At 62.6% G+C, this 24,606-nt stretch carries 22 protein-coding genes; 21 read left to right on the forward strand and 1 reads right to left on the reverse strand.

The window, feature by feature from the left end:
- Positions 1–109: 109 nt before the first annotated feature.
- The 9 genes from HNQ36_RS22125 to HNQ36_RS22165 all read left to right on the forward strand — a co-directional run bounded on the left by HNQ36_RS22125 (position 110) and on the right by HNQ36_RS22165 (position 9,414).
- Complete coding sequence (locus HNQ36_RS22125) at positions 110–1,312, forward strand: pyridoxal phosphate-dependent aminotransferase (protein ID WP_184088903.1); 1,203 nt, start codon at positions 110–112, stop codon at positions 1,310–1,312.
- A gap of 115 nt (positions 1,313–1,427) precedes the next feature.
- On the forward strand, positions 1,428–2,120 hold the full coding sequence (locus HNQ36_RS22130) for an alpha/beta hydrolase (RefSeq protein WP_184088906.1): 693 nt from the start codon (positions 1,428–1,430) through the stop codon (positions 2,118–2,120).
- A 176-nt stretch (positions 2,121–2,296) separates the two neighbouring features.
- Positions 2,297–2,803, forward strand: coding sequence for a DUF992 domain-containing protein (locus HNQ36_RS22135; protein ID WP_184088909.1), 507 nt, complete (start codon positions 2,297–2,299; stop codon positions 2,801–2,803).
- 163 nt (positions 2,804–2,966) lie between these two features.
- Positions 2,967–3,449: a DUF992 domain-containing protein gene (locus HNQ36_RS22140; RefSeq protein ID WP_046827497.1), complete on the forward strand. Its 483-nt coding sequence runs from the start codon at positions 2,967–2,969 to the stop codon at positions 3,447–3,449.
- Positions 3,450–3,793: 344 nt separating this feature from the next.
- Entirely contained in the window at positions 3,794–5,845 is a 2,052-nt protein-coding gene (locus HNQ36_RS22145) for an elongation factor G (RefSeq protein WP_184088912.1), read from the forward strand.
- 114 nt (positions 5,846–5,959) lie between these two features.
- On the forward strand, positions 5,960–6,232 hold the full coding sequence (locus tag HNQ36_RS22150) for a helix-turn-helix domain-containing protein (RefSeq protein WP_184088915.1): 273 nt from the start codon (positions 5,960–5,962) through the stop codon (positions 6,230–6,232).
- Between the two features lie 63 nt (positions 6,233–6,295).
- Entirely contained in the window at positions 6,296–8,017 is a 1,722-nt protein-coding gene (locus HNQ36_RS22155; RefSeq protein ID WP_184088919.1) for a SulP family inorganic anion transporter, read from the forward strand.
- A gap of 63 nt (positions 8,018–8,080) precedes the next feature.
- Complete coding sequence (locus HNQ36_RS22160; RefSeq protein WP_184088921.1) at positions 8,081–8,914, forward strand: shikimate dehydrogenase; 834 nt, start codon at positions 8,081–8,083, stop codon at positions 8,912–8,914.
- Positions 8,915–9,108: 194 nt separating this feature from the next.
- The gene (locus HNQ36_RS22165; RefSeq protein WP_184088924.1) at positions 9,109–9,414 is read left to right on the forward strand and encodes a hypothetical protein; all 306 of its coding nucleotides are present in this window, start codon (positions 9,109–9,111) and stop codon (positions 9,412–9,414) included.
- Positions 9,415–9,557: 143 nt separating this feature from the next.
- Here the strand turns inward: HNQ36_RS22165 and HNQ36_RS22170 are convergent, their stop codons facing one another.
- Positions 9,558–10,733, reverse strand: a complete 1,176-nt coding sequence (locus tag HNQ36_RS22170; RefSeq protein ID WP_184088927.1) for an alpha-hydroxy acid oxidase — start codon at positions 10,731–10,733, stop codon at positions 9,558–9,560.
- A 93-nt stretch (positions 10,734–10,826) separates the two neighbouring features.
- On the opposite strand from HNQ36_RS22170, the gene HNQ36_RS22175 reads away from it, so the two are divergent.
- The 12 genes from HNQ36_RS22175 (at position 10,827) to HNQ36_RS22230 (ending at position 24,539) form a co-directional block, all read left to right on the forward strand.
- Positions 10,827–11,000, forward strand: coding sequence for a hypothetical protein (locus HNQ36_RS22175; protein WP_184088930.1), 174 nt, complete (start codon positions 10,827–10,829; stop codon positions 10,998–11,000).
- Positions 11,001–11,089: 89 nt separating this feature from the next.
- The gene (locus tag HNQ36_RS22180; RefSeq protein WP_184088933.1) at positions 11,090–11,266 is read left to right on the forward strand and encodes a hypothetical protein; all 177 of its coding nucleotides are present in this window, start codon (positions 11,090–11,092) and stop codon (positions 11,264–11,266) included.
- A 232-nt stretch (positions 11,267–11,498) separates the two neighbouring features.
- Positions 11,499–12,848 (forward strand): phosphoglucosamine mutase, encoded by a 1,350-nt coding sequence (gene glmM / locus HNQ36_RS22185; protein WP_184088936.1) that lies wholly within the window; start codon positions 11,499–11,501, stop codon positions 12,846–12,848.
- A 296-nt stretch (positions 12,849–13,144) separates the two neighbouring features.
- Positions 13,145–14,389 (forward strand): MFS transporter, encoded by a 1,245-nt coding sequence (locus HNQ36_RS22190; RefSeq protein ID WP_184088939.1) that lies wholly within the window; start codon positions 13,145–13,147, stop codon positions 14,387–14,389.
- Between the two features lie 368 nt (positions 14,390–14,757).
- Positions 14,758–15,576, forward strand: coding sequence for an outer membrane protein (locus HNQ36_RS22195; RefSeq protein WP_184088942.1), 819 nt, complete (start codon positions 14,758–14,760; stop codon positions 15,574–15,576).
- A 147-nt stretch (positions 15,577–15,723) separates the two neighbouring features.
- On the forward strand, positions 15,724–16,530 hold the full coding sequence (locus HNQ36_RS22200) for an outer membrane protein (protein WP_184088945.1): 807 nt from the start codon (positions 15,724–15,726) through the stop codon (positions 16,528–16,530).
- A 121-nt stretch (positions 16,531–16,651) separates the two neighbouring features.
- On the forward strand, positions 16,652–17,230 hold the full coding sequence (locus HNQ36_RS22205) for a glutathione S-transferase family protein (RefSeq protein WP_184088948.1): 579 nt from the start codon (positions 16,652–16,654) through the stop codon (positions 17,228–17,230).
- 297 nt (positions 17,231–17,527) lie between these two features.
- Positions 17,528–18,700 (forward strand): phosphoserine transaminase, encoded by a 1,173-nt coding sequence (locus tag HNQ36_RS22210; RefSeq protein ID WP_184088951.1) that lies wholly within the window; start codon positions 17,528–17,530, stop codon positions 18,698–18,700.
- 63 nt (positions 18,701–18,763) lie between these two features.
- On the forward strand, positions 18,764–19,102 hold the full coding sequence (locus HNQ36_RS22215; protein WP_184088954.1) for an antibiotic biosynthesis monooxygenase: 339 nt from the start codon (positions 18,764–18,766) through the stop codon (positions 19,100–19,102).
- A gap of 11 nt (positions 19,103–19,113) precedes the next feature.
- On the forward strand, positions 19,114–20,703 hold the full coding sequence (gene serA, locus HNQ36_RS22220) for a phosphoglycerate dehydrogenase (RefSeq protein WP_184088958.1): 1,590 nt from the start codon (positions 19,114–19,116) through the stop codon (positions 20,701–20,703).
- 212 nt (positions 20,704–20,915) lie between these two features.
- Entirely contained in the window at positions 20,916–22,604 is a 1,689-nt protein-coding gene (locus HNQ36_RS22225) for a methyl-accepting chemotaxis protein (protein WP_184088961.1), read from the forward strand.
- A gap of 246 nt (positions 22,605–22,850) precedes the next feature.
- A complete protein-coding gene (locus tag HNQ36_RS22230) occupies positions 22,851–24,539 on the forward strand; it encodes a methyl-accepting chemotaxis protein (protein WP_184088964.1) in 1,689 nt (562 codons plus the stop codon).
- The last annotated feature ends 67 nt before the right edge of the window (positions 24,540–24,606 follow it).

A 24,606-nucleotide genomic window follows, 5' to 3' on the forward strand; every position in this document is an offset into this window, starting at 1 on the left:
TCGGGCAAAGTTTCTTGCGATGCAGCGTCGCCCGTTTTAGGGTGCCCCGCCCCGCTAAATCCGCGAATCCGGGCCTTCGCGACCCTTCAGCATCCTTTAGGAGAACATGATGCCGTTTCTGTCCGCTGCGCTTGACCGTGTGAAGCCGTCCGCGACCATCGCGGTCACGGATAAAGCACGTCAGCTCAAAGCTGCGGGCCGCAATGTCATCGGCCTCGGCGCCGGCGAGCCGGATTTTGACACGCCCGCCAACATCAAGCTGGCGGCGATCCACGCCATCGAAGCCGGCAAGACCAAGTACACCGCGGTGGACGGCATTCCCGAGCTGAAAGAGGCGATCATCGCCAAGTTTCAGCGCGAGAACGGCCTGACCTACAAGCCGAACCAGATCACGGTCGGCACCGGCGGCAAGCAGGTGCTGTACAACGCGCTGATGGCGACGCTGAATCCCGGCGATGAGGTCATCATCCCGGCGCCGTACTGGGTGAGCTATCCGGAAATGGTGGCGCTGGCCGGCGGTGTGTCCGTGCCTGTGGTCTGCACCGCGGAATTCGGTTTCAAGCTGCAGCCTGCCGCGCTGGAAGCGGCGATCACGCCGAAGACCAAGTGGATCATCCTGTGCTCGCCGTCGAACCCGACCGGCTCCGCCTACAAGCGCGCGGAGTTGAAGGCGCTCACCGATGTGCTGCTGAAGCATCCGCATGTCTGGGTCATGACCGACGACATGTACGAACACCTCGTCTACGACGACTTCGAATTCACCACGCCGGCGCAGGTCGAGCCGAAACTGTTCGACCGCACGCTGACGGTGAACGGCGTCTCGAAAGCCTACTGCATGACCGGCTGGCGCATCGGTTATGCGGGCGGCCCGCAGCAGCTCATCTCGGCGATGGCGACCATTCAGTCGCAATCGACGTCGAACCCGTCGTCGATTTCGCAGTGGGCGGCGGTCGAGGCATTGACCGGTCCGCAGGAGTTCATCCCGGCGAACAACAAGGTGTTCAAGGAGCGTCGCGATCTCGTCGTGGCTATGCTCAACCAGGCCAACGGCATCGATTGCCCGCGGCCGGAAGGCGCGTTCTATGTCTATCCGTCGTGCGCGGGCACCATGGGCAAGACCGCACCGTCGGGCAAAAAGCTCGCGACCGATGAAGATTTCGTGACCGAGCTTCTGGAAACCGAAGGCGTTGCGGTGGTGCAGGGGTCCGCATTCGGCCTCGGCCCGGCGTTTCGTATCTCTTACGCCACGAAAACCTCGGATCTCGAGGAAGCCTGCAAGCGCATCCAGCGCTTCTGCGGCAACTTGCGATAAACAGGTAACTGCCACGTCTTTGCGGTGTTTTTCCGGCCCACCTTGTTTTCGACAAGGTGGGCCGTTCGCTGTACCGTGAACTGAGGGGCCAGGATTAAACCTCGGGAGGACGGTCATGACTGACAAGCCTTCAATCATTCTGGTGCACGGGTTCTGGGGCGGTGCCGCACATTGGAGCAAGGTCATCGTTGAGCTTGCGCGACGAGGCCATACCGCCCTCCACGCCGTCGAATTGCCGTTAACGTCTCTTGCCAATGATGCCGAGCGGACCCGTAAAATGATTGCGCAGCAGGCTGGGCCGGTTCTGCTGGTCGGTCACTCGTATGGTGGGGCCGTTATCACGCAGGCGGGCAACCAGCCGAATGTGGTCGGCCTGGTGTATATCGCGGCATTCGCTCCTGATGCCGGCGAAAGCCCGGGTGGCATTACGGCAAAGCACCCGCCGGTTGGCGCTGCCAATCTTGCGCCTGACAGTGATGGCTATCTCTGGGTCAAGCCGGACAAATATCACGAAAGCTTTTGTCAGGATCTGACCCCGGAGGAGGGCTTGGTCATGGGCGTGACCCAGAAGGCTCCCCTTGCCAGTACGTTCGCGGATGAAATCTCCGTGCCGGCATGGAAGAAAAAGCCGTCCTGGTATCAGATATCCAGTGAGGATCGGATGATCGCCCCGGCAAATCAGGAATGGATGTCCGGGCGGCTTGGGGCCAAGAAGGTGATTACGCTGAAAGCCAGCCACGCCTCCCTTGCATCGATGCCGCGCGAAGTGGCATCCCTCATCGAAGAAGCGGCTACCGCTGCGAGATGAATCATCCAGTTCGCAAGCGCTTCTGCGGCAATTTGCGATAACGCAGCACCACAAAAGCAACACTGCGGAAACAATGTCGGCATTTTGATATCAAATAAGGGAAGCGCCATGTTTTTGACACGGCGCTTCCCTTTTGTCCGGCCGCCAATCAAACTTGCAATCTGGAGTTCTAATTCATGCGTCTTTCATCCCTCCTCGGTGTCGCGGTCGCGGCACTCGTCGCCACAGTCGCTACGGCGAATGCACAGCAGCAGCAGGGCGTGCGCGTCGGCGTGCTCGAATGCAGCGGCGGCCAGAACGTCGGCATGGTGATCACGTCCGCGACCACGCTTGAATGCGTCTTCCGCAGCGAAGGCCGCCGGCCGGAGCCTTATCTGGCGCATGTCAGCCGCTTCGGCATCGATCTCGGCGTCACCGCGAACACCGGCCTTGCATGGGCCGTGCATGCGCCAACCCGGCGCGTTGGCCGCGGCGACCTCGCTGGTAACTATGGTGGCGTGGGCGGCAACGTCTCGTTCGGCGTCGGCGGCGGCGGCAACCTGCTGTGGGGCGGTTCGCAGAATTCCTTCGCGCTTCAGCCGCTCAGCCTGCAGGGCCAGACCGGCGTGAACGTGACCGGCGGCGTCGTCGGCCTCGACCTCGAGCCGGTCGCCTACAAGAAGAAGCGTCGCCATCGCGGTTGAGTTAATAAAACGGAATGAAAAAGGCCCGCTGATGCGGGCCTTTTTTTGTGACTCTTTAAATGCTGTCGACGGGCGGCAATTGAACATTGGCGGATGGTATGACTAGATGCGGCGACTTTTCACATCATCAGTTCTATTTGCGCCATTCAGCCGGAGACATCCCATGCGCCGCCTTTCGACTTTCCTGACCGTTGCCTCGACAGCCCTGATCGCGACGGCTGTTCTTGCTCATGCGCAGTCAGGACGCACCCAGGTCGGTGTGCTTGAGTGCCGCGGCGGTCCGAATGTCGGCATGATCGTCGGCTCGGTCACCAATCTGGGCTGCGTCTTCCGCTCGCAGGGCCGTCCGGATGATCTTTACACCGCGCGCATCACCAAGATCGGCGTCGATCTCGGCATCACCACCGAGACGGCATTGTCATGGGCCGTGTTCGCGCCGACTGTCCAACTCGGCTCGGGTGACCTGGCCGGTAATTACGCCGGCGTGAACGCCAGCGCCGCTGTCGGCGTCGGGCTTGGCGCCAACGCCATGATCGGCGGCTCGCAGAACTCGTTCGCCTTGCAGCCGCTCAGCGTGCAGGGCCAGACCGGATTGAGCGTCGCGGGCGGCGTGCAGAGCCTGGAACTGCGTCCCGGCCGCTTCTGATTTCCGCACGAAATATTTTTGCAAAGGCCCGTCGTCATGGCGGGCCTTTTGTTTTCGATAATGTCTGCAACGGGTCAGCAACTTTAGGTGATCGGGGGATGCTGCGCAGCGGCATGTTTCCCGCTTGCCAACCGCACCGCGCCTTGAGACGATCACCCTGCCGACCCGCGTGAGCGCATTCCGCAGAAGTGGGCTTGGCGCGAGCGGAATGCGCGCAACATTGAAGTAAGAGTGTTCCGGCGGCGACCGGATTCCACCTCGGGTCAAACCCATGGGGCTTGCCCAAGGACATGCTTCGCCGGAACTTGCTCGATGCGGGCCGTGCTCCAGACAGGAGACGGCAAATGGGACAAGACAACCTGAGAAGTCCCCGTGGTCCCCGGTGCATTGCGCTGGTGGGCCCATTTCAGAGTGGCAAGACCACATTACTTGAAGCGATCCTGGCCCGGACCGGGGCCATTCCCAAAGCAGGCACCATCGAAGCATGCAACACCATCGGGGATTCCTCTCCGCAGGCGCGGCACCATCGCATGAGCGTCGGTCTGACTGCTGCGACCACGACCTTCATGGGCGACAGCTACACCTTTATCGATTGTCCCGGCTCCGTCGAATTCGCCCATGACATGCGCGCGGCGCTGCCGGCGGTCGATGCCGCGGTGATCGTGTGCGAAGCCGACGAGCGCAAGCTGCCGCAGTTGCAGCTCATCATGCGCGAGCTGGAAGACCTCGGCATTCCGCGCTTCCTGTTTCTGAACAAGATCGACAAGGCGAACAAGCGCATCCGCGAAACGCTGGCGACGTTGCAGCCGGCCTCGCGCACGCCGCTGGTGCTTCGGCAAATTCCGATCTGGAAGGGCGATCTCATCGCCGGTTTCGTCGATCTCGCGCTGGAGCGCGCCTTCGTTTATCGCGAGCACATGCCCTCCGAGGTGATCGAGCTTGAGGCCGGCGATCTCGACCGTGAAAAGGAAGCCCGGCTCACGATGCTGGAAAAACTCGCCGATCATGACGACCGGCTGCTCGAACAGTTGCTGGAAGACATCCCGCCGCCGCGCGATGAGGTGTTCGACGATCTCGCCAGCGAATTGCGCGAAGGCCAGATATGCCCGGTGCTGCTCGGCTGCGCGACGCGCGAGAACGGCGTGCTGCGGTTGCTGAAAGCGCTGCGTCATGAAGCGCCCGATGTCGCCGCGACCGCCGAACGGCTCGGCGTCTCCAACGAGACCACAGCGCTCGCTTACGTCATGAAGACCACGCATCTTCAGCACGGCGGCAAGCTGTCGCTGACGCGGATTCTGCGCGGTCATATCGCCGACGGCGACACCGTGCAGTCGTCAGGTGGCGGCGCCGGCCGCATCTCGGGAATTGCTGCTCCGAATGTCGGCAGTGACACCAAGCGTGCATCGGCCGCGGCGGGCGACACGGTCTCGCTCGGCAAGCTGGATGCGGTGAAGACCGCCGATACACTGACGACGGGCAAGACCGCGCCCGAAGCGCTGGTGGACGTTGTGCCGACCGCGCCCGTGCTGGCGACGGCGCTCGCAGCAACGGATCGCAAGGACGACGTCAAGCTCGGCCAGGCCCTGACGCGCCTCGTCGAGGAAGATCCTTCGCTGAGCGTCGTGCACAATCAGCTCACCCACCAGATGGTGCTGTGGGGGCAGGGCGAGATGCATCTGCGCGTCGCGGTCGAACGGTTGCAGGACCGCTTTGGCGTCAGCGTGAAACAGCACGCGCCGCCGGTGGGTTATCAGGAGACCATCCGCAAGACGATCACCCAGCGCGGGCGTCACAAAAAGCAATCCGGCGGCCACGGCCAGTTCGGCGACGTGGTGCTGGCCATTAAGCCGCTGCCGCGCGGCAGCGGCTTTGTTTTCATCGAGAAGATCGTCGGAGGCGCGGTGCCGAAGAATTATATCGGCGCAGTCGAGGAGGGCGCCGGCGACGGTCTTGCGCGCGGGCCACTCGGCTTCCCGGTGATCGATGTGGAAGTCACGCTGACGGACGGCTCGTATCACAGTGTCGATTCGTCCGATCAGGCGTTCCGGACCGCAGCGAGGATCGGCGTCACCGAAGCTTTGCCGCAATGCGCGCCGGTGCTGCTTGAGCCGATCCACGTGGTCGAGATCGTCTGCCCGACCGATGCGACGGCGAAGATCAACTCGATCCTCTCCGGGCGGCGTGGCCAGATTCTCGGCTTCGACACCCGCGAAGGCTGGACCGGCTGGGATCTGGTGCGGGCGATGATGCCCGAAGCGGAGATCGGTGATCTGATCGTGGAGGTGCGTTCGGCAACGGCCGGCGCGGGCGGTTTCACCCGGCAGTTCGACCACATGTCCGAAGTGACCGGCCGCGCGGCGGACCAGATCATCGCAGCCCATCGCGCGGCGGCGTAGGCAGATACCCGAAGGCTCGTCCTTCGTGACTACAAAACGGTTTCAGTGATGTGTGATACATCATTGAAACCGTTTTTTAGTTGCATTATCGTCGTTCAAGATGGAATTTTGGCATTGATCACGTCATCGCAGATGCGGGCGGCTCGCGCACTTCTGGGTCTCGACCAAAAGACGCTTGCCGAACTGGCCGGTGTATCGCTTCCGACGATTCAGCGGATGGAAGCCAGCGACGGCAATGTGCGCGGCATCGTGGACTCGCTGACCAAGGTCGTCGATGCGCTGAATCGCGCGGGCGTCGAACTGATCGGCGATAAGGCTCGCAGCGAAAGTGGCGGTCGCGGCGTCCGGTTGAAGGAGCCCGCGCCGGGGCGGGTCGAACAGAGTTAGAAGCCGGCGACGCGCCGGCGAAGACAACGCGGCCAGGCCGCGTGAGACGCAGGCGCAGGACACATGGACGCATCGAGCGCGCAGTCGAAGCAGCCGCAGCCGACATTCGCCGAATTGTTCACTCCGAAATTCGTCACGGTCCTGCGCGAGGGCTACGGCTTCGATGCCTTCCGCGCCGACGTGGTCGCGGGCCTGACCGTCGCCATCGTCGCGCTGCCGCTGTCGATGGCCATCGCCATTGCTTCGGGGACAACGCCTGACCGCGGACTCTATGCCGCGATCTTCGGCGGATTTCTTGTCTCGCTGCTCGGCGGCAGCCGTTTTCAGACCGGCGGACCTGCGGGCGCGTTCATTATCCTCGTCGCCGCGTCCGTCGCGCGTCACGGCATCGATGGCGTATTGCTGGCGACCATGATCGCTGGGCTGATTCTGATCGTGGCCGGATTTCTCAAGCTCGGCACCTACATCAAGTTCATTCCCTATCCTGTCACGGTGGGATTCACCGCCGGCATCGCCGTCATCATCTTCGCCAGCCAGATCCGCGACCTGCTCGGCGTCACGTTGGCCGGCAAGGAGCCGGGTGAGTTGATCCCCAAACTCGAAGTGCTGGGGCGCGCCATCGGCAGCACGAATGTCGCAGCGGTGGCGATCTCGGCCGTGACCATTGCCATTATTGCGGGTTTACGGAAGCTGCGCCCGACCTGGCCCGGCATGCTGATCGCGGTCGTGATCACCGGCATCGTCGCAGCACTGTTGTCGCTGCCGGTGGAAACCATCGGCACGCGCTTCGGCGGCATTCCGCAGTCGTTTCCGATACCGTCGTTTCCCGCCGTGACGCTCGCAAAAATCCAGGCCGTGCTGCCCGATGCGATGGCATTCGCGCTGCTCGGCGCCATCGAGTCATTATTGTCTGCGGTTGTCGCCGACGGCATGACCGGCCGCCGCCATCGCTCCAACAGCGAACTGGTGGCACAGGGTTTTGCCAATATCGGCTCAGCCCTGTTCGGCGGAATCTGCGTCACCGGCACTATCGCGCGCACCGCGACCAACGTCCGCGCCGGCGCGCGCAGCCCGGTGGCCGGCATGCTGCATTCGGTGTTCCTGCTGGCCTTCATGCTGCTGGCAGCACCTTTGGCAAGCTACATTCCGCTGGCGACACTGGCGGGCGTGCTCGCCGTGGTGGCGTGGAACATGGCGGAGAAGCACGAGTTCATCACGCTGGTCCGTTCATCATGGGGCGATGCGGTGGTGCTGCTCGCGACATTTTTGCTCACGGTGTTCCGCGACCTCACCGAAGGTATCGTGGTCGGCTTCGCGCTCGGCGCGCTGCTGTTCATCCACCGCATGTCGCAGATCACCGGTATCGACAGCTATGCGCCGCTCACTGTCGACGACAAGGCCGACGCGTCGAACGGTGACCGCGAACGCTACGATCCCGCGCTCGCCGCCGATCCGGACATCATGGTCTATCGCATCAGCGGCGCGTTCTTTTTCGGTGCGGTGGCTGCGGTGGCATCGGTGCTTGATCGCCTTTCTGGCTACAAGGCGCTGGTGATCGACTTCAAGGCGGTGCCATTGCTGGATTCCACCGCCGCCAACGCCATTGCCCAGATCGCGGTCAAGTCGCGGCGGCAGGGCGTGCGGGTGTTCATCACAGGCGCATCGCCCGCCGTGCGGCGAACGTTGTTGTCCTACGGCGCGCGGCCGCCGCAGGCGAAATACCGTTCCGACATCGCCAGCGCGGTCTCCGAGATCAAGCGATTGACAGCGCCGGGCACCGCGTGATTTGACCCAGCGGCGAATACCAAATTGGTATATCCCGATCAGGTCGAACCGGAGTCCGTCCTCATGAGCGCCACCCCCGCCGCGTGTCTGATCGGCTGGCCGGCAGCGCATTCGCGTTCGCCGCTGATCCATAAATACTGGCTGAAGTCGTTCGGCATCGACGGCGATTACCGCATTGAGGCGGTGGAGCCTGCGGCGTTCGCGGATTTCATCGCAAATCTTTCGGCGCGCGGCTACAGGGGCGCGAACGTCACCATTCCGCACAAGGAGCAGGCGCTCGCGCTCTCCACGCCCGATGCGCGCGCGCGCGCGGTGGGCGCGGCCAACACGCTCTATTTCAATGACGATAAACTGCGCTCGACCAACACCGATGTCGAAGGCTTCATCGGCAATCTCGACGCCAGCGCGCCGGGATGGGACAGCGCGGACGAAGTGCTGGTGCTGGGCGCAGGCGGATCGTCGCGCGCGGTGATCTTCGGATTGATCGAACGCGGCATCAAGCGCGTGTATCTTGCCAACCGCACTGCCTCGCGCACGCAACTGCTGGCCGATCAGTTCGGTACGCAGGTGCAGCCGCTGGCATGGGATGCCGTCAACAGCGTGCTGCCGCGCGTGAAGCTTCTGGTGAACACCACCTCGCTCGGCATGAAGGGACAGCCGCCGCTCGATATCGATGTCGGCGCGTTGCCGGCGGGTGCGACTGTTGCTGATCTGGTTTATGTTCCGCTGGAAACCGATCTCTTGAAGGCGGCCAGGGCGCGCGGCCTGAAAACCGCCGACGGCCTCGGCATGCTGCTGCATCAGGCCGTGCGCGGATTCGAATTGTGGTTCGGGAAACGGCCGACGGTGACGCCGGAACTGCGCGCGCTGGTCGAGGCTGATCTTGTGCGGACGTGAGATGCGTTGAATGATCGCGGATTGATCACAGGCGTCGTCCCGGCGAACGCCGGGACCCATACTCCCTGTACATGCTATTCTGTTGTGAAAGCAGTATCTCATCGTTTTGAGCTCAACGAGAGAGCTCAGAGGTTATGGGTCCCGGCGTTCGCCGGGACGACGTGAGATTTATTCGTCCAGGACAAGGATCAGTCGTGAACAGAACCGGAAAATTCATTGTGCTCGCGGCGCTCGCGCTGGTGATCTACAGCGCCTGGACCGTTTATCAGGGCGCGCAGGGTTTCAATCCGCCTGCGATCGAAGACGTGAAGAAGCGCATGCAGGCGGACTTCGCCGCGAAGAACATGACGGTGACCGAGATATCGATGCTCCGCCGCAGCCCTCGCGAGCTTGCGGGCTTCGTGAAGCTGAAGGCGCAGGGTTCCGATGAGATTCAGCAGAAGACGTGCACGGCGACCATGGCCAAGGACAACGTGACCACGTCGTGGAGCTGTCAGTAACGGGAGACGCCTTAGGGTGATCCGCGTTTTCCGTCATGCCCGGGCTTGTCCCGGCATCCACGTCTTAACTTACCGTTCGCAAAAACGTGGATGGCCGGGACAAGCCCGGCCATGACGAATTAAGGCTACGTGTGCCGCGTACCTCAATTCCGCGGGCTGCTCACCGCGTTGGTCTGCATGTAATCCGTCAGCACGCGGCGGTCGATTTCGTCGATACGGTTGACGCCGCACAGGCCCATCGTCACGCTCAGCTCCTTGCCGATCAGATCGAGCGCCATGGTTACGCCGGCCTGTCCTCCGGCGCCGAGACCGTAGATATAGGCGCGGCCGATCATGCAGGACTTCGCGCCGAGCGCGAGCGCGCGCATCACGTCCTGACCGGAGCGGATGCCGCCGTCGAACATGATCTCAGTTTGCGAGCCGACATCCTGCACGATCTCCGGCAGCACCGAGATCGATGACGGTGCGCCGTCGAGTTGGCGGCCACCGTGGTTCGACACGACGATTGCTTCCGCACCGGTCTTCACTGCCTCGCGTGCATCGGCGACATCGAGGATGCCCTTGATGATGAGCTTGCCCGGCCAGATGCTGCGGATCCACTCGACGTCCTTCCAGTTCAGCGTGGTGTCGAACTGCGAGGCAACCCATTCGGAGACCGAGCCGAGATCCTGCGACCCCGAGACGTGACCGGCGATGTTGCCGAAATTCCGGCTTTTGCCCTTCAGGATGCCCGACACCCAGCCCGGCTTGGTGGCGAAGTCGATGATGTTCTTCAGCGTCAGCAGTTTCGGCGGCACCGACAGGCCGTTCTTGACGTCGGCATGCCGCTGCCCGAGCACCTGAAGGTCGACGGTGAGAACCAGCGCGCTGCATTTCGCGGCGATGGCGCGTTCAATGAGTGATTTCGCGAAGCCGCGATCTTTCATGACGTAAAGCTGAAACCAGAACGGCTTGTCGACATTCGCCGCGACGTCTTCAATTGAACAGATCGACATGGTCGAGAGCGTGTAGGGAATGCCCAGCGCCTGCGCGGCGCGGCAGGCATAGATCTCGCCGTCGCCATACTGCATGCCGGTCGAGCCGACCGGAGCCAGGATCAGCGGCATCGCGGCGGGTTCGCCGAGGATGGTGGTGTTCAGCTCACGCTTCGAGACGTCCACAAGAATGCGCTGGCGAAACTTGTACTTCTGCATGTCGCTGACATTGGCGCGCAGGGTTTCTTCCGCATAGGAGCCGCCGTCCACGTAATCGAAAAAGGGCTTCGGCACGCGGCGTTTGTGAAGCAGCCGCAGGTCCTCGATGCAGGTAATGTTCTTCATGGACGCATCCTCACGTCATTGAATTTTCTTGCGCGAAGATCATCTATCATGGTTGAGGCGCACGCAAATAGCCGCTGCGCCGTGGAGAGGCTCATGAGCAAGAAAACCTCCAGTCCCAAATCAGCTAAATCCTCGAAAGAGGCGGAAGCCGAAAAGCGCAAGCTGGACGAGGAGCTTGATGAAGCCCTGCGGGAGACTTTTCCTGCCTCCGACCCGGTCAAGCTGACCCAGCCGGACCAGCACGTCGAGCCCGATCCCGAGAAGTGATCGCGGAATGACCGCGCTGGCCGGCGGTTCGCACCGGAACATGGGCCGTCCCCGGACGTTGACCCTGCGAACCAATGCAGGAGCGCAACATGGCCGAGGCCGACACCAAGCCGAAAAACGACAACAAGCCGAAAGACCCGGAAAAGAAGAAGCTCGACGACGCCCTTGAGAAGGGGCTGGAAGAATCGTTTCCGGGGTCGGACCCGGTCAACGTGACCCAGCCGGCGCCGTCCAAGCACGATCAGGACATCAAGCGGAAAGACTGAATGGATCTCCGGGAGCCCTGCCAAGACAGGGCTTTGCGATAAAATCTTTATAGATCAATTAGATAAGTACCGCCGCCCGCTTCGGGCGGCGGTAATGATTCATCATATTATTTGAAGGATTACCGCCCGCAGAGGCATTATAACTCGCTCTCCGCTAGAATGGGGCGTTCGCCAGAGCCAAACAGGTGCTTTTCGGGGACCTGGCCGGAGACGCGGCGGAGCAGGGGAATTCATGGTGCGCAAATATTTCGGGACCGACGGCATTCGTGGCCGCGCCAATGGCCTGATCACGCCTGAACTGGCGCTCAAGGTCGGGCAGGCTGCCGGGCTGGTGTTTCAGCGCGGCGACCATCGTCATCGCGTGGTGATCGGCAAGGACACCCGCCTGTCCGGTTACATGATCGAAAACGCCATGGTCGCGGGCTTCACCTCGGTGGGCATGGACGTGCTGTTGCTCGGCCCGATGCCGACGCCGGCGGTCGCCATGCTGACCAAGTCGATGCGCGCCGATCTCGGCGTGATGATTTCAGCGTCGCACAACCTGTTCGACGACAACGGCATCAAGCTGTTCGGCCCTGCCGGATTCAAGCTGTCCGACGATGTCGAAACCCAGATCGAACAGTTGATGGACGAGAACCTCGACAAGCGGCTCGCCCAGAGTGCCAGTCTCGGCCGTGCCCGCCGCATCGACGGCGTGCATGATCGTTATATCGAATTCGCCAAGCGCACCCTGCCGCGCGATCTCAGCCTCGACGGCCTGCGCGTCGTGGTCGATTGCGCCAATGGCGCTGCCTACAAGGTGGTGCCGGAAGCGCTGTGGGAGTTGGGCGCTGACGTCATTTCCATCGGCGTCGAGCCTGACGGTTTCAACATCAACAAGGATTGCGGCTCGACCTCGCCGGAAGCGCTGTCGCGCAAGGTGCGCGAGATGCGCGCCGATATCGGCATCGCGCTCGATGGCGACGCCGATCGCGTCATCATCGTTGATGAGCGTGGCCATGTGGTCGACGGCGACCAGCTTCTCGCGGTGATCGCGCAGAGCTGGAAGGACGACGGACGGCTGTCCAAGCCCGGCATCGTCGCAACGGTGATGTCCAATCTCGGCCTCGAACGCTATCTGAAAGAGCAGGGCATCGAGCTGCTGCGTACGCCGGTCGGCGACCGCTACGTGCTCGAGCAGATGCAGAAGGGCGGCTACAATCTCGGCGGCGAGCCGTCGGGTCACATCATCATGTCCGACTTCGCCACCACCGGCGACGGCTTCGTCGCAGCGCTTCAGGTTCTCGCCGTGGTGCAGCGCCTTGGCCGTCCGGTCTCGGAAGTCTGCCACCGCTTCGAGCCGATGCCGCAGATTCTCAAGAACGTGCGCTACCGCACCGGCAAGCCGCTCGACAATCCGGGCGTCAAATCCGCGATCGTCGATGCCGAGAAACGCCTCAACGGCAGCGGCCGCCTGCTGATCCGCCCAAGCGGGACCGAGCCGGTCATCCGCGTGATGGGCGAGGGCGACAACCGCGACCTCGTCGAGGAAGCCGTCGACATGATCGTCTCGGCTTTGGGAACGGCGTCCGCGGCGGCGTAAAATCTCCATGTCGTCCCGGCCAACGGGTCCGGCTTCGCCGGCTCGATGACAGGCTCCGGCCGGGACCCATACTCCCTGTCGGTGTTGTTGCAAGAAGATGTCCAGCCACGCTGCTCCATTGAGAGTGTGGTGGTTATGGGTCCCGGCATGCGCCGGGACGACATAGCGGAGCGCGTCGGTCGCCTGCGGCAGTCTGCCAATCCGGCACATCAGCCATGGTCAATCGCGACTGGTGGGATTGCCGCTGAATTTGTATTTCGTGGTTCATTCGATTTTGAATTTGCCGGGAAGCTGCCGTGAACAAGCCCGTTATCCTGTCCGAAGACACCCTCGTTGCGCCTATCGTGGTGGATGCACCGGCGACGCCGGCTCCGGCCGCGCCCGCGTTCGCGGTCATCGGCGCCATCAGCTTCTCGCATCTTCTCAACGACCTGATGCAGTCGCTGATCCCGTCGGTCTATCCGATCCTGAAGGACAACTACGCGCTCGACTTCGGCCAGATCGGTATGATCACGCTGGCCTTCATGTTCACATCGTCGCTGTTGCAGCCGCTGATCGGCGCCTACACCGACAAGTATCCGAAGCCGTTCTCGCTCGCGCTCGGCATGGGCTTCACCTTCGCCGGGCTGATCCTGCTCAGCGTCGCGCATCATTACTGGGTGATCCTGCTGGCGGCCGGCCTCGTCGGCACCGGCTCGGCGGTCTTCCATCCGGAATCCTCACGCATCGCGCGCATGGCGTCGGGCGGCCGCGTCGGCATGGCGCAATCGGTGTTTCAGGTCGGCGGCAATCTCGGCACGGCAATCGGCCCTGTGCTGGCGGCGCTGATCATCGTGCCGTTCGGGCAGGGCAGCATCGCGTGGTTCTCGCTGGTCGCAGCGCTCGCCATCGTCGTGCTGTGGCAGATCGGGCGCTGGTATCAGCCGCGCATCGCGCATCGCAAGGGCGCTCATACGTCCCTGCCGGAAGACGGGCCGTCTTCGACGCGCACCATGGTCGCGCTCACCGTGCTGATGGTGCTGCTGTTCTCGAAGACGTTCTACACCGCGAGCATCGGCAGCTACTACACCTTCTTCCTGATGCAGAAGTTTGGCGTCAGCACACAGGCGTCGCAGATCTATCTGTTCCTGTTTCTGGGGGCGAGCGCGGTCGGCGTATTCTTCGGCGGCCCGCTCGGCGATCGCTTCGGCCGCAAGTACGTGATCTGGTTTTCGATCATCGGCGCGCTCCCGTTCACGCTCGCGTTGCCTTACGTCGGTCTCTACTGGAACGCGGTGCTGAGCATCGTGATCGGCTTCATCATCTCGTCGGCGACACCCGCGATCATCGTCTACGCGCAGGAGCTGATGCCGCATCGTCTCGGCATGATCTCCGGACTGTTCTACGGCATGGCGTTCGGGTTCGGCGGCATTGGCGCTGCGGTGCTCGGTCAGGTCGCGGACTGGAAGGACATCAACTTCGTCTATCAGGTTTGCGCATTCCTGCCGGCGATCGGCCTGCTCGCGATCTTCCTGCCGCAGATGAAGCACCGCAAGCTCTGACGTTCGCTTTAAGAAGCGCAATCCCTCGACGTCATGCCCGGACTTGTTCCGGGCATCCACGTCTTTACGGCTCGTAACAAGTAAGACGTGGATGGCCGGGGCAAGCCCGGCCATGACAATGCGCAAGACCTATGCTCGGCCGCGTGTTTTTACGTCAGAGATCCTGACTCAATCGTCAACACATCGTTAGGACTTGCGGCGCGCGATGCCGCGCGCGTTGTGTAAACGTTTACCGTCTCGCTTAAGGCCGCTTAAAAATCACGGTTAAGAATTAGGGTTAAGTGGCGCTTAAGCATTTGGTGGCATCGTCCGGCCTGTGAGTTTTGTGTGTGAGGCCGTGTTGCCTCACCGGGGAAAGGACCGGACCAATGCGTACTCTCAAGAACCTGATTGCCGCAGGAGCGGCGTCATTGATTTCATCGGCCGCGCTCGCCGCCGACCTGCCGCCACCGCCCATGTATGTCCCGCCTCCGGTCGAGGACTTCGGTGGCTGGTATCTGCGCGGCGATATCGGATTCAGCAATCAGCAGGTCAAGAGCCTCGATAATGCGCTCTATCACGACCCGGGCGTCTCTGTGCAGCACACCGGCCTCGGCTTCGACACCGCGGGCATCTTCGGCCTCGGTGCCGGCTATCGCTTCAACAACTGGTTCCGCGCGGACGTGACCGGAGAGTATCGTGGCAAGTCGAATTTCCATGGCGTGGATGTCGTGACCGTCAATGGAACGCCATTCGGAACGAACACCTATACCGGCAGCAAATCCGAGTGGCTGGTTCTCGCCAACGCCTACTTCGATCTCGGCACCTGGTGGTGCATCACGCCGTTCATCGGCGCGGGCGTCGGTGGTTCTGCCAACACCATTTCGGGCTTCACCGACACCGGTCAACCCGCTGCAAGTCTCGCATTCGGCCCGACCGCTACGAAGTGGAATTTCGCCTGGGCCGTGCATGCCGGTCTCGCATACAAGGTCAATCCGAGCCTGACCATGGAACTGGCCTATCGCTACGCCGACCTCGGCGACGGCATCACCGGCGACATGTACACCTGGAACGGCGTCAACGCCGTGAACAATCCGATGCACTTCAAGAACATCACGTCGCATGACCTGAGGTTCGGCGTGCGCTGGGCGATCGATGCGGCTCCGGTTTACGCGCCGCCGATGCTGCCGCTCATGCGCAAGGGCTGATCGAAGTTTTTCTTCCCTTCAGAACATTTCAACGGCGCGGATTTTTCCGCGCCGTTTTCTTTTTCGCCACACGCGCTGTGGGAACGATTGATTAAGGTTAACGCGGCATCATCGAACGTAGTTAAGCGTTTATGACGGAGTTTGGTGATGCGTCGGACTGTGTTGGCGATGGCTCTGGTTGCGGCGGCGCACGGCGTACAGGCCGCGGATCTTCCCGATCTCCCGATCCTGCGCGGGGGCTTTAACGACGGAGTGATCCCGCGATGGCAGGGCTTTTACGTCGGCGGGCAGGCCGGAACCGGTTCGTCGGATATGAACTTCGCCGGCACGACGCAGGACATCGTAGCCAAACTTCTGGTGAACACCGCGATCGAAAACGTCGGCCGTGTTTCCGAGTGGCCGGTCATGGGCAAGAAATCGCAGCGGGGCAATGGCGCTGGCGGTTTCGTCGGCTACAACTCGCAATGGGATGACGTCGTGCTTGGCATTGAAGCCAGCTACATGCACGGCAATTTCGGCGGTAGCGATTCAGGGACGATCTCGCGGTTCTTCGATGCGGGAGGTTCCACCAACTTCGTGGATTATACCGCGTCGTCGAGTTTCAAGATCAAGGACATGGGGTCGATCCGCGCGCGCGCCGGATACGCCTGGGGCGCCTTCTTGCCCTATGCGTTCGGCGGTGTTTCGCTCGGCCGGGCCGACGTCTTCAAAAGCGCGACCGTTTCGGGCACGCAGGTGCAAATTGCTCCTCCAAACACTGTCGTTCCTTTCGCGGTCAGTCAGACCGAGGGCCAGAGCAATCGCTTCATCTACGGTTATGCAGCGGGTCTCGGGGTCGATGTGATGCTGGCCGGCGGCCTGTTCATGCGCGGTGAGTGGGAGTATCTCAAGTTCGTCGGCCCCATCGATACCAGCATCAACACCGTGCGCGGCGGTCTCGGCTACCGGTTCTGATTGATCCGTCATCGGCAATTACTTCTTCCGCAATCCCTGCGGCCGCTGTCGTTGACAGCGGCCGCATCGCCTGTTGTGCTGTTCGCCTTATGAAAGTGGCGGCCATCGGGAAGGTGCGGTCATGAAAATCTATGGCGACCTGAAATCGGGCAATTGCCTGAAGGTGAAATGGGTGTGCGACAGGCTTTCGCGCCGCTACACTTGGGTCGAGATCGATACCCAGAAGAATGAAAGCCGCACGGCGGAGTTTCTCAAGCTCAACGGAGCGGGGCAGGTGCCCGTGCTCGAACTCGACGACGGGCGCACGCTCGCGCAGTCCAACGCCATCATCCGCTATCTGGCGCGCGGCACCGACCTGATCCCCGCCGAGGCATTTCTCAGCGCAAAGATGGACGAGTGGCTGTTCTGGGAGCAGTACAGCCACGAGCCTTATCTCGCGGTCTGCCGCTTCCAGATGTTCTATCTCGGCAAGTCGCAGGGCGAGCTTGATCCCGAGAAGGTCAAGCGCGGCTATTTCGCGCTGGCGCGGATGGAACATCAGCTTCACGATACGCGGTTTCTGGTCGGCGATGCGCTGTCGCTCGCGGACGTGGCGCTGCTGGCCTATACCCGTGTCGCCCATGAAGGCGGCTTTCACCTCGACGGCTACGCCTCGGTGCGGCGCTGGATCGCGGACTCCGAGAAGGTGCTGGGGCTTTGAGACTTCCCAAGATCTGAAAGATCGCCGATCTCTCCGCGTCGTCCCGGCGAACGCCGGGACCCATAACCCCTGTCACTGATGTCGATAAATGAAACCTCCTTATTTCATTGGAGAGTCCGGCGGTTATGGGTCCCGGCGTTCGCCGGGACGACCCAATTGATGGATCATGCGCACCTCCGCATCCCAGCCTTGTGAACGGGGCCGGGCGAAGTTTCTTGACGAAGTCCAGAACCTCCCATATTCACGGCGGCGGGAAACCTCCCCCCACCGGGAGGCAGCTATCTGGAAGGATAGACTATGACTGTAGCGAAGCCCGCTTCGCGGCCTAACGTGCCGCATTTTTCGTCCGGCCCCTGCGCCAAGCGCCCCGGCTGGAACCCCCAAAATCTCAAGGACGCAGCCCTCGGCCGTTCGCATCGAGCGAAGGTCGGCAAGGCCAAGCTCAAGCTCGCGATCGATCTGACGCGCGAGGTGCTTGAAGTGCCTGCCGACTACAAGATCGGCATCGTGCCTGCGTCCGACACCGGCGCCGTCGAGATGGCGCTGTGGTCGCTGCTCGGGCCGCGCCCGGTCACCACCATCGCCTGGGAATCCTTTGGCGAAGGCTGGGTCAGCGACGTCGTCAAGGAATTGAAGCTCAAGGATGTCGTCAAGCTCCACGCGGGCTACGGCGAAATTCCCGACCTGTCGAAGGCCGACAGGAACTCGGACATCGTGTTCACCTGGAACGGCACCACCTCCGGCGTGCGGGTTCCGAACGCCGACTGGATCCGTGACGACCGCGAAGGTCTGACCATCTGCGACGCCACCTCCGCCGCGTTCGCGCAGCCGCTCGACTGGCCGAAGCTCGATGTTGTCACCTTCTCCTGGCAGAAGGCGCTGGGCGGCGAAGCTGCCCACGGCATGCTGATCCTGTCGCCGCGCGCCGTCGCACGGCTCGAGAGCTACACGCCGCCGTGGCCGCTGCCGAAGATCTTCCGCATGACCAAGGGCGGCAAGCTCAACGCCGGCATCTTCGAGGGCGAAACCATCAACACGCCGTCGATGCTCTGCGTCGAGGACTATCTCGATGCGCTGAACTGGGCGAAGTCCGTCGGCGGCCTCAAGGGGCTGATGGCGCGCGCCGACGCGAACACCAAGGTGCTCGCGGACTGGAAGGCGAAGACGCCGTGGGTGGATTTCCTCGCCGCCGATCCGGCGATCCGCTCCAACACCTCGGTGTGCATGAAGGTGGTCGATCCGGCGATCACGTCGCTGTCCGCCGATGCACAGGCTGACTTCGCCAAGAAGCTGGTTGCCGCCGTGGAAAAGGAAGGCGCGGGTTACGACTTCGCGCACTACCGCGATGCCCCCGCGGGCCTTCGCATCTGGTGCGGCGCGACGGTCGAGGCCAAGGACGTCGAGATCCTCACCGCATGGATCGACTGGGCGTTCGCCGAGACCAAGGCTTCGCTCGCCAAGGCGGCGTGATTTTCCAAAGATGACGTCTCCTCTCCCATAATGGGGGAGGGGTTCTCCGCTTCGGAGGCCTTCATGATCTCACGCATCTGGCATGGCTGGACCACGCCCGCGAACGCGGACGTTTACGAACGTCTGCTGCGGACGGAAATCTTTCCGGGAATTCTCGCTCGCAAGATCGCGGGCTTTCACGACATTCAGCTTCTGCGGCGTGACGCCGGCGCGGAGGTCGAGTTCGTCACCATCATGACGTTCGAGACGCTCGACGCGGTGATCGCTTTCGCCGGGCCGAACTACGAAGAAGGCGTCGTGCCTGACAAGGCGCGTGCCGTGCTGTCGCGCTTCGACGCGACATCGCAACACTACGAAATCATCGAGACGCGGCAGAACCGCCAGCGCCCACCAAATTTCTGATTGGAGTTTCCATGTCCAAGCCTAAAGTTCTCATTTCCGATGCGTTGTCCCCGGCTGCGGTGCAGATCTTCAAGGATCGCGGCGTCGAGGTCGATTTCCAGCCCGATCTCGGCAAGGACAAGGACAAGCTCGCCGAAATCATCGGCAACTATGACGGCCTCGCGATCCGCTCCGCCACCAAGGCCACGGCGAAGATCCTCGAGAAGGCGACCCGCCTGAAGGTGATCGGCCGCGCCGGCATCGGCGTCGACAATGTCGAGATCCCGGCTGCCACGGCCAAGGGCATCATCGTGATGAACACGCCGTTCGGCAATTCGATCACCACCGCCGAGCATGCCATCACCCTGATGCTGGCGCTGGCGCGCGAAATTCCCGCCGCCGATGCGTCGACCCAGGCCGGCAAGTGGGAGAAGAACCGTTTCATGGGCGTCGAGATCACCGCCAAAACCCTCGGCGTAATCGGCGCAGGCAACATCGGCTCGATCGTCGCCGACCGCGCGCTCGGGCTGCGCATGAAGGTCATCGCATTCGATCCGTTCCTGTCGCCGGAGCGCGCCAAGGACATCGGCATCGAGAAGGTCGAGCTTGATGATCTGTTCAAGCGCGCCGACTTCATCACGCTGCATACGCCGCTGACCGACAAGACCAGGAACATCATCGATGCGGCCTCGCTTGCCAAGATGAAGAAGGGCGTGCGCATCATCAATTGCGCGCGCGGCGGTCTGGTGGACGAGGCGGCGCTGGTCGATGCGCTGAATTCCGGTCAGGTCGCGGGCGCAGCCTTCGACGTGTTCGTTGAGGAGCCGGCCAAGACCAACGTGCTGTTCGGTCATCCCAACGTTATCTGCACGCCGCACCTTGGCGCATCCACCACGGAAGCGCAGGAAAACGTCGCGTTGCAGGTCGCCGAACAGATGTCGGATTACCTGCTGACCGGCGCGATCTCCAACGCCGTCAACTTCCCCTCGATCACGGCGGAAGAAGCGCCGAAGCTGAAGCCGTTCATTGAACTCGCCGAAAAGCTCGGCTCGTTCGCGGGCCAGCTCACCGAGACCGGCATCGCCAAGGTCACGATCACCTATGAAGGCGTGGTCGCGGACATGAAGATCAAGGCGCTGACTTCGGCGGCGCTGACCGGCCTGCTGCGGCCGATGCTGGGGGATGTCAACGTCGTTTCCGCGCCGGTGGTGGCGAAGGAGCGCGGCATGGTGGTGGACGAAGTGACCCGCGCCGCGCGCAGCGACTACGAAAGCCTGATCACGGTCACCGTCGCGACCGAACGGCAGGAGCGGTCGGTGTCCGGCACGGTCTACCACGACGGCAAGCCGCGCCTCGTCGACATCAAGGGCATCCGCGTCGATGCCGAGTTCGGCAAGTCGATGATCTACATCACCAACGAGGATAAGCCGGGCTTCATCGGCAAGTTCGCCTCGCTGCTCGGCGATGCCAAGATCAACATCGCGACCTTCCATCTCGGCCGCAACGAGCAGGGCGGCGACGCCATCGCGCTGGTCGAGGTCGACGGTGCGGTGCCGGCCGAGGTTCTCGCCAAGGTCTCGGCGTTGCCGCAGGTCAAGCAGGCCAAGGTGCTGACCTTTTAACCGCTGACGTTTGAAACACGTCCATCATCATCGTCGTCCCGGCCGGGACGACTCGAAAATAGAAGCACGGGCCGGAGTTTTCTCCGGCCCGTTTTGTTTTCGTCTAAAGAGAATCCGCGAAGGTGGCAGGGTAAGGAAGCCGAAAGGAAGTTTCGATAGTTGATGGGAACGAATCCGCGCAGAAGCGCGCGATCCCGCCCCGGAGTGTCATCGTGAAATTCCTGAATAACCTGCCCATCACCGCCAAGCTCGGTATCTTGGTCGGTGTGACCCTGCTCGGCCTCAGTGCAGCCGGCCTGTACTCCGCCTTTATGATGCAGCGTGAAATGGTGAGCGCACGCGTGGCGCAAACACACGCGCTGGTGGAAATTGCGCGTAACACTGCGGTGGGGCTGCAGAAGCAGGTCGATGCCGGGAAAATGACCAAGGACGCAGCGATCGCGGAATTTGGCCGCGTTGCGCAGACGATGACCTATGACAATGGCGACGGCTACATGTTCGTCTACACCATGGACGGCATCACCGTGGCGACGCCGAACGTCAAGCAGATCGGCACCAACCGCCTCGACATCGAAACCAACGGCCGCAAGCTGGCGCGCGAGCTGCGCGACGGCGTTGCCGCCAAGGGCGATGTCACGCTGCGCTACGAATACATGAAGCCCGGCGATGAGAAGCCGACCCGCAAGATGTCCTATGCCGTGGCTATTCCCGGCTGGAACATGTTTGTCGGCACCGGCGCCTATCTCGACGATCTCGACGCCAAGCTGAAGCCCATTATTATCGCGCTCGCGGTCGCCACTCTCCTGATCGGCGCATTCTCCGGCGCGGTTGCCTGGATGGTCGGCCGCAGCATCACCCGTCCGCTCGGCCAGCTCGGCGCCCGCATGCAGACGCTGGCCGACGGTCAGCTCGAGGAGAGCATCCCCGGCAGCGACCGCCGCGACGAAATCGGCGCGATGGCCGCGACCGTGCAGGTCTTCAAGGACAACGCTGTCCGCATCCGCGATCTCGAGAAAGTGGACGCGGAAGCCAAGGAACGCGCCGCTACGGAGCGGAAGGCGATGATGAACAGCATTGCCAGCAGCTTTGAGAGCAGCGTCAACGGCATCGTGCGTTCGGTGTCGGCATCGGCTGCCGGCATGCAGAGCACGGCGGAATCCATGACGGCGTCGGCGAGCGACGCCAGCGCTCGCGCCGCCACCGTGGGATCGGCCTCGGAGCGGGCTTCGACCAATGTCGGAACCGTCGCGGCTGCGGCGGAAGAGCTGTCGAGTTCGGTCGCCGAGATCGCGCGCCAGGTCAACCAGTCCAACGAGATCGCCAGCAAGGCTGTGGGCGATGCGGAACGTACCAACGCGACGGTTCAGGTTCTCTCCAGTGGCGCCGAGAAGATCGGCGAGGTGGTCCAGCTCATTCACTCCATCGCGGCGCAGACCAATCTGCTCGCGTTGAACGCGACCATCGAGGCGGCCCGCGCAGGCGAAGCCGGCCGCGGATTCGCGGTGGTGGCGTCCGAGGTCAAGGCGCTGGCCAACCAGACCGCCAAGGCCACCGAGGAAATCTCCGCGCAGGTTGCCGCCATGCAGGCGACCACCAGCGATGCGGTGGTGTCGATCGGCGGCATCACCGAGACCATCGCGCGGATGAGCGAGATCACCATGAACATCTCCAGCGCTGTTGAAGAGCAGGGGGCTGCGACCCGCGAGATCGCACGCAACATCCAGTCGGTGGCGGCGGGATCGAGCGAGATCAGCGATCACATCGGCGGCGTCAGCGCCGCTGCGGCTGCGACCGGCACCGCGGCGTCGGACGTTCTCACCAGCGCTCGCGATCTCGACCAGCAGTCGGGCATGCTGCGCTCGGCGGTGGACGAGTTCCTCGGCAAGGTGCGGGCGGCGTAATGTCTTAAGTCTCTCTCCGTTGAGGGTAGTGGTTCTCCGGCTCTGATCCGGAAGCACCAAATACCATCGAATGCCTGACAGGCGCGGTTGCTGAAAAGCAGCCGCGCTTTTTTGCAATCCGGACCTGCGTATTGTCTGCGAAAGCGCGGGGGGCGGCCCGGAGTAAGGAAGATTCAACAGTCTTGCTGTAAATGAAGTGAATTCTTACTTATGGCGCACCCGCGCCGAATCTCCCGGAGAAGCCGCGTGAAATTCCTGAATAACTGGCCCGTCGCCCTGAAGCTGGGCGTTCTGGTGTGCGTGACACTGATTGGTTTGTGTGCCGCAGGCTTTTTTGCCTCCCGCATGATGCAGAACGAAATGTTCAGTGCGCGGAAGGAGCAGCTGCGCGCGATCGTCGATACCGCCAGAAACATGGCAATCGGATACCAGAAGCAGGTGGAGGCCGGGAAGCTGACGAAGGACGCTGCGATCGAGCAGTGGGTTCAGCGCGTCCAGAACATGACCTATGACAACGGCGCGGGCTACATGTTCGTCTATACCATGGACGGCATTGCGGTCGCCGTGCTCAATCCGAAGCAGATCGGCACCAGCCATCTCGATAACGTTGTGAACGGACGCAAGTCGACACGCGAAATGCGCGACGGTGTCGCCGCCAAGGGCGATGTGACGATCCACTACTTCTGGCAGAAGCCCGGTCAGACGGAGCTGGCGCCGAAAATCTCCTACGCTGCCGGCATTCCGGGCTGGAACATGTTCGTCGGCACCGGCGCCTATGTCGACGATCTCGACGCCAAGCTGATGCAGATCGTGATGGCGCTGGGCGCGGCGATTCTCGGCATCGGCGTCATCTCGGGCGCGGTGGCTTGGTTCATCGGCCGCAGCATCACCAAGCCGCTCGGCCAACTCGGCGCGCGCATGAAGACGCTGGCTGATGGCCAGCTCGAAGAGGAGATACCGGGCATCGGCCGGCGCGACGAAATCGGCGCCATGGCGGAGACGGTGCAGGTGTTCAAGGACAATGCCGTGCGCATGCGCGACCTTGAAAGCGCCGACGCCGAGACGCTGAAGCGTGCGGCGGACGAGCGCAAGGCCGCGATGCATGCGATCGCCCTGGAGTTCGAGAGCAGCGTCAACGGCATCGTGCGTTCGGTGGCATCGTCTGCGGCCGGCATGCAGACCACGGCGCAATCGATGACTCATTCGGCGAGCGACGCGAGCGCCCGCGCGGCGACCGTGGGATCGGCTTCGGAGAAGGCATCGAACGACGTCGGTACCGTAGCTGCGGCCGCCGAGGAACTGTCCAGCTCGGTCGCTGAGATCGCGCGCCAGGTCAACCAGTCCAGCGAGATCGCCAGCAAGGCCGTGGGCGACGCGGAGCGCACCAACGCGACGGTGCAGGTTCTGTCCAGCGGCGCGGAAAAGATCGGCGAGGTGGTGCAGCTTATTCACAGCATCGCGGCGCAAACCAATCTGCTCGCGCTCAACGCAACCATCGAGGCGGCGCGCGCCGGTGAGGCGGGTCGCGGTTTCGCCGTCGTCGCATCGGAAGTGAAGGCACTGGCGACCCAGACCGCCAAGGCAACGGAAGAGATTTCGGCTCAGGTCGCAGCGATGCAGGCGACCACCAGCGATGCGGTGACGTCGATCGGAGGCATCACCGAGACCATCGCGCGCATGAGCGAGATTACGTTGAATATCTCCAGCGCCGTTGAAGAGCAGGGCGCTGCCACGCGGGAGATCGCGCGCAACATCCAGTCGGTGGCGGCGGGCTCGGCCGAGATCAGCGATCACATCGGCGGCGTCAGCGCGGCGGCCTCCGCTACCGGCAATGCGGCGTCGGTTGTTCTCACCAGCGCGCGCGATCTCGACCAGCAGTCGGGTATGCTGCGTTCGGCAGTGGACGAATTCCTCGGCAAGGTGCGGGCGGCGTAACGCTCGCCTCTCCCCGTTTTAGGGGTCGCGGTTATCTATCCCTCCCCCTTGTGGGGAGGGAAGACCG

Source organism: Afipia massiliensis (assembly GCF_014203115.1).
GTDB lineage: Bacteria > Pseudomonadota > Alphaproteobacteria > Rhizobiales > Xanthobacteraceae > Afipia > Afipia massiliensis.